This window comes from Amycolatopsis azurea DSM 43854 (assembly GCF_001995215.1).
Lineage (GTDB): Bacteria > Actinomycetota > Actinomycetes > Mycobacteriales > Pseudonocardiaceae > Amycolatopsis > Amycolatopsis azurea.
This window is the reverse complement of record NZ_MUXN01000011.1, coordinates 164485-179265: the sequence shown is the minus strand read 5'-3', so window position 1 is coordinate 179265 and position 14781 is coordinate 164485. Positions and strand designations below refer to the sequence as shown.

The 14781-nt window shown below is 70.5% G+C and carries 15 protein-coding genes; 9 read left to right on the top strand and 6 right to left on the bottom strand.

The genetic code is table 11. The features are described from left to right. Positions 1–383: 383 nt before the first annotated feature. Positions 384–1829: an amidase gene (locus B0293_RS15470; RefSeq protein WP_039917749.1), complete on the bottom strand. Its 1446-nt coding sequence runs from the start codon at positions 1827–1829 to the stop codon at positions 384–386. 139 nt (positions 1830–1968) lie between these two features. On the opposite strand from B0293_RS15470, the gene B0293_RS15465 reads away from it, so the two are divergent. The 3 genes from B0293_RS15465 (at position 1969) to B0293_RS15455 (ending at position 4864) form a co-directional block, all read left to right on the top strand. Next, positions 1969–2616: a TetR/AcrR family transcriptional regulator gene (locus tag B0293_RS15465; protein ID WP_005156606.1), complete on the top strand. Its 648-nt coding sequence runs from the start codon at positions 1969–1971 to the stop codon at positions 2614–2616. 201 nt (positions 2617–2817) lie between these two features. After that, positions 2818–3486, top strand: a complete 669-nt coding sequence (locus tag B0293_RS15460; protein WP_005156605.1) for a helix-turn-helix transcriptional regulator — start codon at positions 2818–2820, stop codon at positions 3484–3486. A gap of 163 nt (positions 3487–3649) precedes the next feature. Continuing rightward, positions 3650–4864: a glycosyltransferase gene (locus B0293_RS15455; RefSeq protein WP_039917720.1), complete on the top strand. Its 1215-nt coding sequence runs from the start codon at positions 3650–3652 to the stop codon at positions 4862–4864. A 201-nt stretch (positions 4865–5065) separates the two neighbouring features. Here B0293_RS15455 and B0293_RS15450 read toward each other — a convergent pair whose 3' ends face one another. Beyond that, on the bottom strand, positions 5066–5944 hold the full coding sequence (locus B0293_RS15450; protein WP_005156601.1) for an NAD(P)H-binding protein: 879 nt from the start codon (positions 5942–5944) through the stop codon (positions 5066–5068). Positions 5945–6045: 101 nt separating this feature from the next. Here B0293_RS15450 and B0293_RS15445 point away from each other — a divergent pair, with 101 nt between their 5' ends. After that, entirely contained in the window at positions 6046–6936 is an 891-nt protein-coding gene (locus tag B0293_RS15445) for a LysR family transcriptional regulator (protein ID WP_005156599.1), read from the top strand. On the opposite strand, the gene B0293_RS15440 is transcribed toward B0293_RS15445, so the two are convergent. Beyond that, the gene (locus tag B0293_RS15440; RefSeq protein ID WP_005156596.1) at positions 6924–7505 is read right to left on the bottom strand and encodes a TetR/AcrR family transcriptional regulator; all 582 of its coding nucleotides are present in this window, start codon (positions 7503–7505) and stop codon (positions 6924–6926) included. The genes B0293_RS15445 and B0293_RS15440 overlap by 13 nt on opposite strands. Positions 7506–7592: 87 nt before the next feature. Between B0293_RS15440 and B0293_RS15435 the strand changes: the two genes are divergently transcribed. Continuing rightward, positions 7593–9167 carry an MDR family MFS transporter gene (locus tag B0293_RS15435; protein WP_005156593.1) on the top strand — a complete coding sequence of 525 codons (1575 nt, stop codon included), beginning with the start codon at positions 7593–7595 and terminating at the stop codon, positions 9165–9167. A gap of 7 nt (positions 9168–9174) precedes the next feature. After that, positions 9175–9660, top strand: coding sequence for a universal stress protein (locus B0293_RS15430; protein WP_039917716.1), 486 nt, complete (start codon positions 9175–9177; stop codon positions 9658–9660). Here the strand turns inward: B0293_RS15430 and B0293_RS15425 are convergent. Further along, positions 9574–10542: a DMT family transporter gene (locus tag B0293_RS15425; RefSeq protein WP_005156591.1), complete on the bottom strand. Its 969-nt coding sequence runs from the start codon at positions 10540–10542 to the stop codon at positions 9574–9576. The genes B0293_RS15430 and B0293_RS15425 overlap by 87 nt on opposite strands. A 72-nt stretch (positions 10543–10614) precedes the next feature. On the opposite strand from B0293_RS15425, the gene B0293_RS15420 reads away from it, so the two are divergent. Then, positions 10615–11538 (top strand): LysR family transcriptional regulator, encoded by a 924-nt coding sequence (locus tag B0293_RS15420; protein WP_005156589.1) that lies wholly within the window; start codon positions 10615–10617, stop codon positions 11536–11538. 57 nt (positions 11539–11595) lie between these two features. On the opposite strand, the gene B0293_RS15415 is transcribed toward B0293_RS15420, so the two are convergent. Further along, positions 11596–12231 (bottom strand): TetR/AcrR family transcriptional regulator, encoded by a 636-nt coding sequence (locus B0293_RS15415; RefSeq protein WP_005156587.1) that lies wholly within the window; start codon positions 12229–12231, stop codon positions 11596–11598. Positions 12232–12310: 79 nt separating this feature from the next. On the opposite strand from B0293_RS15415, the gene B0293_RS15410 reads away from it, so the two are divergent. Together B0293_RS15410 and B0293_RS15405 are read left to right on the top strand one after the other, a co-directional pair. Then, complete coding sequence (locus B0293_RS15410) at positions 12311–13267, top strand: zinc-binding dehydrogenase (protein ID WP_005156584.1); 957 nt, start codon at positions 12311–12313, stop codon at positions 13265–13267. Positions 13268–13381: 114 nt separating this feature from the next. Then, on the top strand, positions 13382–14434 hold the full coding sequence (locus B0293_RS15405; protein ID WP_039917712.1) for a hypothetical protein: 1053 nt from the start codon (positions 13382–13384) through the stop codon (positions 14432–14434). Here the strand turns inward: B0293_RS15405 and B0293_RS15400 are convergent, their stop codons facing one another. Then, entirely contained in the window at positions 14435–14767 is a 333-nt protein-coding gene (locus B0293_RS15400; protein WP_005156579.1) for an EthD domain-containing protein, read from the bottom strand. It abuts the gene before it with no gap. Positions 14768–14781 lie beyond the last annotated feature (14 nt).

Sequence of the window (14781 nt, the reverse complement as noted above, 5' to 3'; positions counted from 1 at the left end):
GGCTTTCGCAACGCTTCGGGGACTCCGCCGCCCACGAGGACCGCAAGACCCGCGACGAAGGGGACTTTCCCCACATCGCACGAGCGGAAAGCCCCCTTCACCTCGCTGATCGCCACCGAACACCGGTCCGTGAAGGCCTCCTTGAGGGACTCTGGGTCTCTCAAGGAGGCCTTCACGGACTTGGCACCCGGCAGGACACCATCGCCCTCCCGCTGTTCTATTGAGGGGTAAGGAAAATGTGTCGCGCCGGGTGGGTGAGGGGCTTTCCCTGTGATGAGTGGCGGGACAGCGCGTACGGGCAGGGGTCCCGGCAGGCGCGCGAGCGATCGAGCACGACACTTTTGCCTTTCGGCCCGATAACCCGAATCGCCACTCACGACCCCTTACGAGAGCGGCATGGGACGCCTCTCCGACCAAGGCGCCGCCTCCTCCAGCTGGGCGGCGAGCCGGATGAGGACGTCCTCGCGGTCCTGTGCGGCGACGAACTGGACGCCGATCGGCAGTCCCTGGGCGTTCCAGTGCAGCGGCAGGGAGATCGCGGGCTGGCCGGTGATGTTGAACGGCGCCGTGAAAGCCGCGCCGACGGCGATCCCGGCGGCCAGTTCCTCGGGCGACTTCGCGTCCGGGGCGAGGTAGCCGAGTTCGGCGGGCGGCGCGGGGGACGTGGGGGTGAGGAGGACGTCCAGTTCGTCCTCCCAGAGCGCCGCGACGCCGCGGGCCCATCGTTGCGACGAGAGCGATCCGGCGACCCATTGCGCGGCGGTGACCGAGCGGCCCGCTTCGGCGAGCATCGCGTTCATCGGTTCCAGCACGGACGACGGCAGCCGTTCGCCGAGCCGCTCGGACCAGGCGTCGAGTTCCCAGGTGACGACGGCCGCGAGCAGCGCGGGCATGGTGTCGAACATCCCGGGCGCGTCCAGGGCGGCGGCCGCGGTGGGCGTGACGTGGTGGCCGAGGGATTCGAGCAGACGGGCGGTCCGCTCGACGGCGGCGACGCTGTCCGCGTGCGCGGTCTCGCAGGTGCCCGGGGACGTGATCCGGAACCCGATCCGCAGCGAGCCGGGATCCGCGCCGACCTCCGTCCGATAGGGACGGTCCGGCGGCGCGGCGCTGTAGGGATCCCCCGGCGCGGCGCCCGCGGTGACGTCGAGGATCGCCGCCGTGTCCCGGACCGAGCGGGTCAGGACGTGTTCGTGGGTGACCTGGCCCCAGTACTCGCCGAACTCCGGTCCGAGGCTGGTCCGCGCACGGCTCGGCTTCAGCCCGACGAGCCCGCAGGCGGCCGCCGGGATCCGGATCGAGCCCGCCATGTCGTTGCCGTGCGCGACGGGGACCATGCGCGAGGCCACCGCCGCGGCGGACCCGCCGCTCGACCCGCCCGGCGACCGCGCCGGGTTCCACGGATTCCGGGTCGCGCCGTGCAGGAGCGGTTCGGTGGTGATGCTGGTCGCCAGCTCCGGCGTGTTCGTCCGGCCGCAGAACAGGAACCCCGCGGCCCGCAGGCGCGCGGCCAGGTACGAATCCGCCGGGGCGCGCCAGTCCCGGTCCCGGAGCACGCGCATGCCGCCGTGCACCGGATCGCCCGCGGTGTGGCAGAGGAAGTCCTTCAGGAGCATCGGCACGCCGCGGAACGGCCCGTCCCCTCGCGACGTCACCGCTTCCCGCCGGGCCTGGTCGAACCGGGTACTGACCACGGCGTTGAGCTCGACGTCGAGCTTCTCGATCCGCGCGATCGCCGCGTCGAGCAGCTCCAGCGGTGACACCTGTCGCGTGCGGACCAGTTCCGCCTGAGCCGTCGCGTCCAGCCAGGTGAGCTCATCGCCAGTCATGCGGCCATTGTCGATCAGCCGCGACGGGACTTCCGGTGGATCCGCTCGATCAGGGCGGTTCGTGCAACGGATCATGCCCCTTCGGTTCCTCGCCGCCCGGAGCGCCAACTAAGCTTCGGCCGATGGAGCGGGAGGGCCGATGACGGACGCCGACGGGCAGAGCCCGCGGGAGCGCTACCGCGACCAGGTGCGCGCGGAGATCAAGCAGTACGCGTGGGAGCAGATCGCCGCCGCCGGGGTCCCCGCGCTGTCGCTCAACGCGATCGCCAAGCAGGTCGGGATGAGCGGTCCCGCCCTGTACCGGTACTTCGCCAGCCGCGACGACCTCATCACCGCGCTCATCCGTGACGCCTACCGCAGCCTCGCCGACACCGTCCGGACGGCGTACGAAGCGGGCGCCGACCTGAGCGGTCTCGCCGTCACCATCCGGGACTGGGCCCGGAGCGACCCGCAGCGCTACTTCCTCATCTACGGCACACCCGTCCCCGGCTACCACGCGCCCGACGACACCACCGCCATCTCGCGTGAGGTCATGGCCGTCCTGCTCGACGCGTCCCGCGCGATCACCGTGGACAGGCCGGAAACCCCGTTCGACAGGCACCTGGACGGCCACCGCGACTGGGCGGGCGACGATCCGGCCCCGTCCGCGACCCTGCACCGCGCGATCGCCTTCTGGACGCGGCTGCACGGCGTGCTCTCGCTCGAACTCGCCGGCCAGTTCACCGGGATGAAGTTCGACCCCGATCTGCTGATCGCGGACGAACTGGACGACCTCACGACGCGCTGACCAGCGTCGTCGAGCTCGATCACCTTCGCACTGAACCTTTTCCGCTCCTCGGGCGTCTTGCCCTGTGTGATGCAGCCATCCGTGGGAGACGAGGCCCCCGCGGTTGACATGCAACGTTGTAACGTTATAGGTTCTAAGTAGTGCGATAACTATTCACGCTGCCCGTTTCCGGGTTTCCGAGCGCTTCGGACAGGGACTTCGATGTTGATTCAAGGGGAGAAGACCGCCAGGAGGACCGATCGCGTCAGAGTCGCCGTGCATGCCCCGGATCTCCTGGCCGGGCTCGGCACGACGAGCATTCTCGGCGCCGACGAACGGCTGGACGTACTCGCCGACACCGACCTGGGGTCGGCCGAAGTGATCGTGACCGTCGGGGATTCGATCGGCGACGGGGTTTTCGCTTTCCTGCGCCAGATCCGTGCCGCGTCGGCACTCGCGTCGCCGCCGAGATGCGTGATCGTCACCGATCATTTCCCGGTCCAGGTCCTGATGACGGCGATCGAATGCGGCATGGCCGCGTTGCTGCCGCGGCGTGACCTCGACAGCGAGCATCTGGTGCGGACGATTCTCGCGGTCAGCCAGGGGGCGGGCGCCCTGCCGCCGCGTTTGCAGGGCAGCCTGCTCTCACAGCTCGAACGGATACAAGAGGACCTGCTGGTGCCCAACGGGCTCGCGCTCTCCGGCCTGTCCGACCGGGAACGGGAAGTCCTCCGGCTGCTGGCCGACGGCCACGGCACCGAGGAGATCGCGGCCAAACTCGCCTATTCGGAGAGCACGGTGAAGAACGTCCTCCATCGGGTGATGTCGCGCTACGGCCTCCACAACCGCACGCACGCGGTCGCCTTCGCCCTGCGCACCGGGTCGATCTGAAGAACCCGGTCGATCTGAAGGATTCGTCCGAAATGGACGTGAGAAGGGGGTTTTCCTCGCCCCCTTCAACTTATAGCCGACACCGGGGCTTGCGGCAAGGCCCGGGTCATCCCGCAGAATTGCCCGCCGAAGGCCGGAAGCTGCGGAAACGGGGAGTCGCGAAGTGCGTGTGCTGTTGACGACGTGGGGATCTCGCGGGGATGTCGAACCCTTGGTGGGGCTCGCGAAAGAATTAAGGGAACTCGGCGCGGAAGCGCTGGTGGCCGCGCCGCCGGACGAAGAGTTCGTGAGGTTGCTGGAGCGGGCCGGGGTACCGCTGGTACCCCTCGGCCCGACGGTGCATTCGGTGGTCGCCGGGCCGAAACCGCCGACCGGGGAAGACGCGCTGAAGCTCGCTCCGGCGCTGGTCGCCGCCCGGTTCGAGACGCTCTCCGCTGCGGCGGAGGACTGCGACGCGATCCTGGCGACCGGCCTGCTGCCCGCCGGCGCGAGGGACGTGGCCGAAAAACGGGGAATTCCTTACGTGTACGCGTGTTTCCACATCTTCGGGCTGCCGTCGCGGCATTTCGCCCCGGGGCTGCGGCCGGGCACGCCGTCCCCGGAGGGCGAGACCGACAACAGGGTGCTGTGGCAGCAGGACGCCCAACGGGTGAACGCCCTGTACGGCGGCGCGCTCAACGAGCACCGCGCGGCGATCGGGCTGCCGCCGGTGGACAACGTCCGCGACCACGTCTTCACCGGCAGTCCGTGGCTGGCCGCCGACGCGGTCCTGTGCCCGTCGGAGGGGATGACGGATCTCGACATCGTCCCAACGGGAGCGTGGATCCAGCCCGACGACCGCCCGCTCCCGGACGAACTCGAGAAATTCCTGGAAGCCGGTGAGCCGCCGGTGTACGTGGGCTTCGGCAGCATGGCCGCGTACGCGCCGAAGGACATCGCCCGGGTGAGCATCGAGTCCCTGCGGGCGCTGGGACGGCGGATCCTGCTCGCGCGCGGCTGGGCGGGACTGGCCTCGATCGACGACGCCGACGATTGTTTCGTCGTCGGCGAGGTCAACCAGCAGGCGCTTTTCCGTCGCGTGGCCGCCGTCGTGCACCACGGCGGCGCGGGGACCACGACGACGGCCTCGCGGGCGGGCGCGCCCCAGGTGGTCGTCCCCCGGATCGCGGACCAGCCGTATTGGGCGTCGCGCGTGGCGGAACTGGGAATCGGTGTGGCACACCAGGATCCGGCGCCGACCGTCGAGTCGCTGTCGGCCGCGCTCACGACGGCCCTCTCCCCCGAGACCGCAGCGCGGGCGAAGGCCGTGGCCGCCGCCATCCGGACCGATGGTGCCGCCGTGGCGGCGAAACTGCTCCTGGAGACAGCCCAGGCGTAAGTAGCGCGTCGGTACAGGTGGTCGGTCAGGGCGGTTTCGCGTGACTCGAGGGACGACTCGCGTGATCAGACGGACGACACGTGTGTCCGGACGGACGACACACGGCGGGCACCTTCCGCGAGTGTGTCGTCCGTCTGATCACGCGAGTTCGCCGCCCAATCACGCGAGTCACACCTTCGGACCGCCGGACCGGGCCGGTACCTAAGCGGCGACGGCGGGCTTGAGCACCTCCGAGCACCACTGGCGGAAGGTCGTCGGCGTGGTGGCCTCCGGCGTCCGCGGTGCGGCGCTGTCGATGCCCGCCTCCTTGGCCAGCATCATGTCGACCATGCCCTGGGCCATCGCCTCGGACCAGCCGTTCGCGCGTTGCGTCGCGCGGAAAGCGTCCATGGAGACCTGCTGGTAGCGCACCGGCCGCCCGAGGACGTCGGACATGATCCCGGCGAGGTCGTTCTGGGACAGGTCTTCCGGGCCGAGCACCGGCACGTCGGCCACGCCCTCCCATGACCGGTCGAGCAGCAGCCCGGCGGCGACCGCGGCGATGTCGCGGGTGGCGCAGGTCGGCGCCTTGCGGTCGCCCGAGACCGGGGCGAAGAAAACGCCGTCCTTGCCGATGGATCCGGCCTGCCACAACAGGTTGTCCATGAACGTGGGCATGGTCAGTGCCCGGTAGTGCACGCCCGTGGCGGCGATCAGGTCGTCCATGGCCCACGACGCCGACAGGTACCCGGCGTTCTCCGCGACACCGCGGCCGAGGGCGGAGACGCCGACCGCACGGGTCACGCCGTGCTTCTCGATGGCCTCGCAGGCCGGACGAGTGAAGTCCAGGTACGCGGCTTCGAGACTTTCGGCGCGGTGGTCCGCGGCGACCAGCCAGAACACGGTGTCGGCACCGGCGAAGGCTTCGTCGACGACGGCGGCGTCGCTGTGCGAGCCCTTGACGACCTCGACACGCTCGCGGACGTGATCGGCCAGCCGGGCGGGATCGCGGGCGATCACGCGGATCGGCTCGCCGGTTTCCAGGAGAGTGCCGAGCAGGCTGCTGCCGATCTGTCCGGTCGGCGCGGTGACGACGATCATGAAGACTCCGAGGTGATAGGGGGTTTTCGACGTCGTCCAGTCAAGTCAGGAGAGGCGCCGGACTGAAGGACCGCCTAGGTCGCCATTGATACCCTGGGGATATGAGTGATCTGGAGACGCGGCAGCTCCGCTACTTCGTGGCCGTCGCGGAGGAGCTTCACTTCGGACGCGCGGCCGAGCGGCTTTCGATGGCGCAGCCGCCGTTGTCCAGGGCGATCCGAGATCTGGAACGACGGCTGGGCGTCCGGCTGTTCGAACGCACCACTCGCCAGGTCACGCTCACGAGCGCGGGCGAAGTTCTCCTGCGGGACGCGAGGACCGCGCTCGAAGCGGTCGCCGCGGCCGAACGGCGGGCCCGGCAGGCCGGTCGCCCGGATCCCCGGCTGCGGCTGGCCTTGAAGGCCGACCACGACGCCGGCCTGTTGCCGAAGATCGTCGAAGCCTACGAAGCCGAAGAGGGTGCCCTGCCGATCGAACTGATCCTCGGCGGCCGGGGCGAACAGCCGCAGCAGCTTCGCGACGGGCGGGCGGACGTGGCGCTCGTCCCCTCCCCCTTCGACGCGCGCCGCCTGGACTTCGAACCGTTGCTGACCGAACCCCGGCTGGTGGCGGTGGCGGCGAACGATCCGCTGGCGGCCAGGTCGCGGCTGACCCTGTCGGATCTGGAAGGCAGGCTCCTGCCCGACGGCGCCCCCGCCGACCAGGGCCCGTCGACCGGCCCGCCCGCCGCGGCGGCGCCCCACGGCCCTGTCACGGACCTGACGCAGATCCTCAAGCTGGTCGAACTGGGCACCATCGTCTGTTTCCTGCCCGTCTCGGTCGCGGATCGCTATCACCGGCCGGGAATCGCGTACCTGGCCGTCGACGACGTCGAGCCCACGACCCTCGCGGTGATGTGGCCGCAGGACTCGCGGTCACCGGCCGTCGCCGCCTTCGTCCGGGCGGCCACCACGGTGGTGTCGAGCGTCTACGCCCTCACTCAGCGGAGCTGAACGCGGCGCAGCACCCTGTCCACGACCTCGGGAAGCGGCTCGTCGTCCCCGCCTTCCAGCCACAGGATGTTCCCGGTCCGCAGGGTGGCGAGGAACGTCGCCGCGGTGAGCCGCGCCAGCTCCTGGTCGAGGCCGTGTCCCCGGTTCAGCAGTACCGCGATCAGGTCGCGTTCGAGGGCGAACTGGTCCCCGGCCTGCCGTGCGAGCAGCGACGGATGCCGCCGCAGCAGCCTCAGCTGCGCCACCCATTCGCGGTCGGGGACGGGGTTCGCCCGGTACAGGTCCTGACACGCCGCGCGCAGCGCCTGCCACGGCTTTTCGGTCGGCGGCCTGCCTTCGACCAGCGACACCAGCAGCCCGGTCCGCTCGCGGTCGGCGTGCAGGATCGCGTCCTCCTTGTTCGCGAAGTAGTTCGAGAACGTCCGCCGGGACACCCCCACTGCGTCGGCGATGTCCTCGACAGTCACGCCGTCGAGGCCGTGCTCCATCGCCAGGCGAAGCGCGGCCTCGTGCAGCGACTGCCGCGTCGCCGCCTTCTTGCGGGTGCGGAGCGTGTCGAGGGTGTCCACCAGGACAGCGTAGCGAGGGGAATAAAGTTCTCACTGCGCAAGTTTGCACAGTGAGCAATAATTGCCCCGAACGCTTGAAAGGACGCCATGAAGACCGAAGGAACGGCGGAGGCACCGTCGGGGGCGATGGGGCACCGCCAGGTGCTCGAGTCGCTGTCCGGGCTGCTGCTCGCGCTGCTCGTGGCGATGATCAGTTCGACGGTGGTGTCGACCGCCCTGCCGTTGATCATCGGTTCGCTGAACGGCTCGCAGACGCAGTACACCTGGGTGGTCACGGCCACCCTGCTGGCGGCGACGGCCACCACCCCGATCTGGGGCAAGCTCGCCGACCTGTTCAACAAGAAGACGCTGGTCCAGGTCGCGATCGTGATCTTCGTGATCGGCTCGATGATCAGCGGGTTCAGCCAGAACACCGGGCAGCTGATCGCCGCCAGGGCGTTCCAGGGCATCGGCGTCGGCGGCCTGCAGGCGCTGGTCCAGGTCGTGATCGCGGCGATCATCCCGCCGCGCGAGCGGGGCCGCTACAACGGTTATCTCGGCGCGGTCATGGCGGTCGCCACGGTCGGCGGCCCGCTGCTCGGCGGCCTGATCGTCGACGTGCCGTGGCTGGGCTGGCGCTGGTGCTTCTTCGTCGGCGTGCCGATCGCGGTGGCGGCGTTCATCGTGCTGCAGCGGACTCTGAAGCTGGAGACGGTGCGCCGGGAGAACGTCCAGGTCGACTACCTCGGCGCGGGTCTCATCGCGGCGGGCGTGAGTGTCCTGCTGATCTGGGTCTCGTTCGTCGGCAACAGCTTCGACTGGCTGTCGTGGCAGACGGCGGTCATGGTGGCGGGCGGTGTCGTGCTCCTCGCGCTCGCGCTTGCGGTGGAACGGAAGGTCCGCGAACCCGTCGTGCCGTTGCACATCATCACCCAGCGCACCCCCGCGCTGGCGATCGTCGCGAGCCTCGCGGTCGGCATGGCGATGTTCGGCGGGGCGGTGTTCCTCGGCCAGTACTTCCAGGTCGGGCGCGGCTACTCCCCCACCGAAGCCGGTCTGCTGACCATCCCGCTGATGGGTGGCGTGCTCGTGTCCTCGACCGTTTCCGGGCGCCTGATCAGCCGGACCGGGCGGATCAAGCCGTACATCGTGGCGGGCACTATCACCCTGGTGATCGGCTTCCTCGGACTCGGCACGGTCGACCACGCGTCGCCGCTGTGGCTGGTCGGCGTCGCGATGGCGATCGTCGGTATCGGGGTCGGCATGACGATGCAGAACCTCGTGCTCGCCGTGCAGAACACCGTGCCGTTGCGGGATCTGGGCGCGGCCAGCGCCTCGGTCACGTTCTTCCGGTCGCTCGGCGGCACCATCGGGGTCTCGGTGCTGGGCGCGGTGCTCGCGAACCGGGTCACCGCCGATCTGTCCACCGCGCTGCACGTGCCGGCGGGCCAGGCGTCGACGGGCAGTGTCAGCGCGCTGAACCTCAAGGCGCTGCCGCCAGAGGTCCAGACGATCGTGCACACCGTGTACGGCGACGCGACCGCGCACATCTTCCTGATCTCCGCGGCGGTGGGCGTCGTGGGCGTGATCGCGGCGCTGCTCCTCAAGCCGCTCACCCTGCGTACCACCCTCGACGTGGAGCCGAAGACGGAAGCCCCGGCTTCCGACCCGGTCGCGCGGTAGGCCCGCGATGAACGGGAACGCCGCCGGGGCCTTCGAGTCCACTGTGGAGCGTTTCGGCCCGCCCCGGCAGCAGTCGGGGCGGGCCATCCTGGCCGGGGTCGACGGCTCCGACACGGCGATGCGGGCCGCCGCTTTCGCCTTCGGGATGGCGCGGCGTGAGAGTGGCAGGCTGATCGTCGCGTTCGTCGTCTGCCGCACGGCGCTGACCAATCTCGGACCGGCGGTCGCGACGACCGTGGAGCACGACACGACACTCCAGCTCTACGCCGAACTCCGCGATCAGATCCGCGAGGCCGCCGAAGAGCTGGAAGTGCCGGTCAGTTTCCTGAAGACGTTCGGCGATCCGTACACCGCGCTCCGCGACACCGCCGACCGCAGCCAGGTCGACACGGTCGTGGTCGGCGCGTCACAGAAGGCCGGTCACCGGTTCGCGGGGTCGGTCGCGACGAAGCTCATCAAGACCGGGCACTGGCCGGTGCTCGTCGTGCCTTGACGATCGGCCGCCGAGGAACGACAGGGCTCCCACCGTGGCGACGACGAGCGCACAGCCCGCCAGTTGCAGCGCCGTCGGCCACTGGCCGAGCAGGAGCGCGCCGAACAGGATCGCGGCGGCGGGTTGCAACATGAGCACGGCGGACCCGCCGCTCGCCGGAAGGGCCGACAGGGCCTTGCCGATCAGGAGCCAGCCGAACACCTGTGCCGTGACGGCCAGCGCGAGCAGCCACAGCAGCGACGAAGCGGACGGCGTGACGTCGAGGGTTCCCGCCGCCAGCCCCGAAAGACCGCCCACGCTCGCGGAGGCCGCGGTCGCCGTGGCGAGCATCGTCGTGTGGCCGCCGCCTTCGGTCCCGGCGCGGCGCAGCAGGATCAGGTAGCCGGCGTAGGCCACGCCCGCCAGCACCGCCATGACGGTGCCGTACCAGGGATCGCTGCCCGCGGTCCCGCCGTCCGCCAGTCCCCCGGCCAGCGCCGTCCCCGCCAGCATGACCGGGATCGACAGCCAGAACAGCCGCGACGGCCGTTCGCCGAACCACAGCAGTCCGGCCAGCGGGACGAGGACCACCTGGACGTTGACCAGTGCCGTGGCGACGCCCGCCCCGACGGAGAAGATCGCTTCGCTCCACAGCACCATGTCGATCCCGAGCAGGACACCGGCCAGCACGTGCCGCCGCCGTGCGGCCGGGGTGGGGCGGTGCCCGCGCTCCCGCGTCCTGGCCAGCAGCACGAGGATCGGCAGCGCGAACAGGCAGCGGAAGAACGTCGCCGTCGTCGAGCTCACGCCGGACAGCGCGACGAGCGGGGCGGACAAGGCGATCGCGAGCGCTCCGAGGACTCCTTGCGCCCGCGGATCGGCGAGAATTCTGTGCTGGGACATGCTTTCGATTCGATCGCACGAAGGCGGGCAGGACCAGCGAGATCCTCTTACCCCGAGGGTTAAGCTCGGCTAATGAGTGGCGAACTGTCCAATGTGGAGCGGCTGCGGATGCTGCACGCGGTGTGGCGGCGGGGCTCGCTCGCCGCGGCGGCCGAGCTGCTGCACGTGACGCCGTCGGCGATCTCGCAGCAGCTGACCAAACTGGAGCGGGAGGCGGGCACCGGGCTGCTCGTCCGGCACGGGCGCGGTGTCCGGCTCACCCCGGCCGGGCTGCTGCTCGCGCAGCGTTCGGAGCGGGTCCTCGCCGAACTCCGGGCCGCCCGCGCCGATCTCGACTCGCTCACCGGGGAGACGACCGGCGTCGTCGAGCTCGGCGCCATCCCGTCCGGGGTGCACACGTTCATCACGCCCGCGCTCACCGGCCTCGCCGTCCGGTATCCCGGCATCGAGGTGCGGCTGCACGAGGTCGAACCGGAAGAAGCCCTTCCCGCGCTCGCCGACGGAGTCTTCGACGTCGTTGTCGTCGAGAGCTGGGAGAACCTGCCGCTCACCCGGCCGCCGAGCACCCGCTGGACCGTCCTGCGCGACGACGCGGCGACGATCGTGCTCCCGGCCGGGCACCGTCTGGCCGGCGCGGACTCGATCCGCGCCGAAGACCTGGCGGAGGAGATCTGGGTCGCCTGGGCCCGCCCGACCCTCGCGAACGCCTGGATCCGCCACACCCTGCGCGAACGCGGCATCGAACCGACGGTGCGCCACACGGTCAGCGGGTTCGGCACGCAGTTCGCCGTCGTCGCCGGGCTCGGCGCGGTCACGGTCGTGCCGGGCATGGCGACCACGATCGCGCCGCCGACCGTGGTGTGCGCGCCGCTCGAACCCGTGCTGCACCGCCGGCTCTACGCCGTGCAGCCCCAGGGGGAGACCCGGCCCGCTGTCGCGGAATGCGTCGCGGCCCTGGTCGATGCGGCCCGGTCCTGGGGCGCTTCGGGGTCGTGAGTGTTTTGGGTCGTTCTAACGCTCTTTATCACTCACGACCCCCTGCCCCAGCGCGGGTCAGACGATCATGCCCGGCACCACGAGGGCCAGCCGTCCCACCGGCGGGAGCGACGCCGGTTCCGGCACGGCCCGGAAGGACTGGATCGCGAGCGCGGCGAACCGCCGGGACGCCGCGACCTGAGCGGCGGGCGAAGCGGCGTGGATGCCGTTGTTGGCCATGAGCATGAGGATCAGGTCGTCGATGACGAAGTCGGCGCGCAGTTTCCCGGCGTCCTTGGCCCGGCTCGCCAGCTCCGCGATCGCCTTGAGCGCGTCGTTGCGGCCCGAGGTGAAATCGACCGCTTTCGGGAAGGCCGAAACGAAAGCCGCGGTGAAGCCCCGGTCGCGCGAGTGCAGTTCGCAGATCTTCTCGATCACGGAACAGAAACCACGCCACGGATCCGGGTCGGCGAGGCCCTCGTCGACGATGACGTGGCACAGGCACATCTGGTCGGCGAAGGCCTCCGTCGCCAGGATCTCCTTGGTCGGGAAATGGCGGTACAGCGTGGCGGGGCCGACGTCGGCGCGGCGCGCGACTTCCCGCATCGGCACGTTCAAGCCTTCGGTGGCGAACAGCGCGCGAGCCGCTTCGAGGATGCGCTCACGGTTGTCCACGGCGTCGGAGCGCGGGATCCGAGTCAAACGGTCGGTCACCACTCTCACTTTAGCCAAACCGGACGCAGGCGTCCGTTAACGTCCGCCCGACCAGCGATCGAAGACCGAGGAGACAGAAATGCGAGCAGTCGAGATCCGGAAATTCGGTGCCCCCGAAGGACTGGCCGTCATCGACCTCCCCGCGCCCGTTCCCGCCGAGGGAGAAGTGCTGATCGACGTGGAAGCGATCGGCGTCGGCGGCGTCGACACCGTGGTCCGGAGCGGCGCTCTCGCCGGTTTCGGTTTCCAGGAAGGGTTCATTCCCGGCAACGAGATCGCGGGCACCGTCGCCTCGGTCGGCGACGGCGTCGATCCGTCCTGGACCGGGCGGCGCGTCTGGGCGTTCACCGGTGAAGGCGGCGGTTACGTCGAGCGGACGACGATTCCCGTCGACAAGGTCGTCCCCCTGCCCGAGAACCTACCCGCCGACGCGGCGGTCGCCCTCGGGACTTCCGGCATGGTGGCGCATTTCGCCCTCGCGCACGCCCATTTCGCACCCGGCGAGTCCGTGCTGGTGCGCGGGGCGGCGGGCAGCATCGGGATCATGACGGTGCAACTGGCGGCGGCCGGTGGCGCGAGCGCGGTGGCGGTGACGACGTCCTCGGCCGAACGCGGCGAACGTCTGCGCGAACTGGGCGCGACCCACGTGCTCGACCGCTCCGGCGACGGGGACGGCCCCGCGGCGTATGACGTCGTCATCGACATCGTGGCCGGTGCGGACATGCCGTCCTTCCTCGACCGGCTCGAACCGAACGGCCGCCTGGTGACCGTCGGCGTGATCGCGGGCATGCCACCGGCGGACTTCGGCGCGAAGCTGCTGACGGCGTTCCGCAAGTCCCTGTCGGTCGCGGCCTTCAGCGCGGACTCGATCCCCGAACCGGACCGGCGGGCGGTGACCGCGGCGCAGTTCGAGACGGCCGTCCACGGCGGACTGCGTCCGGTGGTGCACGAACTGCTGCCGTTGGAGAAAGCCGTGCTGGCGCACCGGAAGATGGACGACGGCGAGGTGTTCGGCCGGATCGTGCTGACTCCGTAGCCAGGTCCTTTGTGGAGACCGCGTCACCCGGTCGGTGCACTTTTCCCCTCGCCCGCGCCCCTCGCACTAGGCTGCCCACTCGTGCCCGAACCGTCCAGACCAGAGGCGGCGCCGATGCCAGAGGGACCCGGTTTCACGGCGGTCGACCTGCGACCGCTCGCCGCCGGGGAGGGCACCAGCGCCTACTGCGTGAACGACGCCGGGATGATCGTCGGCGAGTCGGGTTCACGACCGGTCCGCTGGGATCGCGACGGGAATCCCACGCCGTTGCCGATTCTCGACGGCTGTTCCGGCGGTCGCGCGGTCAGCGCCAACATCGCCGGTGTCATCGCGGGCGCGCTCTACACCGGCGAGCATCTCCGGCCGGTGTGCTGGCGGCCCGACGGCCGGGTGCACGCGCTCGAGCTTCCCCTCGGCGTGATCTCCGGTACGACGTGCCGGGTGAACGCGCGCGGTTCGATACTGGGGAACGCGATGCGGCCGGGCTACCGCTGGCGGGCGCTGCGCTGGGAACCCGGCGGCGAGGCGGTGGAACTCGGTGCCCTGCCCGGCGGCGGCGAGACCCAGGGGCACGACCTGAACGGGCTGGACGAGGTCGTCGGTTCGGCCAAGAACGGCGCGGGCGGCGGCCGGACCGCGGTGCGCTGGGATCCCTCGGGGAAGATCAGCAAACTGCCCCCGCCCCGCCGCGCGACGGCCTGCGGGATCACCGATTCCGGCGCCATTCTCGGCGACGGGGTCGTGTGGAACCGTGACGGGGGAACGATCCTGCTGACCGGCGGACCGGAGTTCGCGGCCGGACAGGTCGTCCGGATCACCGGGCGCGGTGTCGCGATCGGCTGGGGCGTGACCCCGGACCGGCACGGCACCTGCGCGCGCTGGGATCGCGACGGACGGCCGACCGTGCTCCGGCCCTTGCCCTCGGACGTCGCCAGCACGTGTTACGACATCGACGACGCCGGGACGGTCGTCGGCGAGTCCGTGAGCAAGGGGACGGTGCGGCCGGTCCGCTGGGACGCCGACGCGACGCCGTTCCCGCTGCCGTCGCCGCGCGGTCTCACCGCGATCATGGCCCAGCACATCAGCGCGAGCGGCGCCGTGATCATCGGCTACGGCTTCGATCCGGACGGCTCCACCTATCGCGGGATCGCTTGGCGCCGCTCGTGATCAGCTGCTGGAGTGTTCCTCGACCGTCCACGACCGGGTCCGCGAACGGTCGAGGAACCGGGCTTCGTCCTCGGCGACCCCGGAGCCGTCGGCGAGCACGAGGGCCAGCCAGGCGCCGCGGGTGGCCTCGTCGGCGAACTTCATGTGCGTGATCACGTCGAAGTCGGCGGGGAAGCCGCGCTCCCCGGTCTCCGGCAGGTAACTGCGGGTGTAGAGGGCGGGCGCCGGTGCGAGACCGAGGATGAGCGGGACGTGCCGGTTCTCGTAGTAGTCGACGAACTCGTCCCGGCTGAGCCCTTCACGGGCCTTGAGCAGGGCGATGGTGGTGATCACAGGCGTTCTCCTTC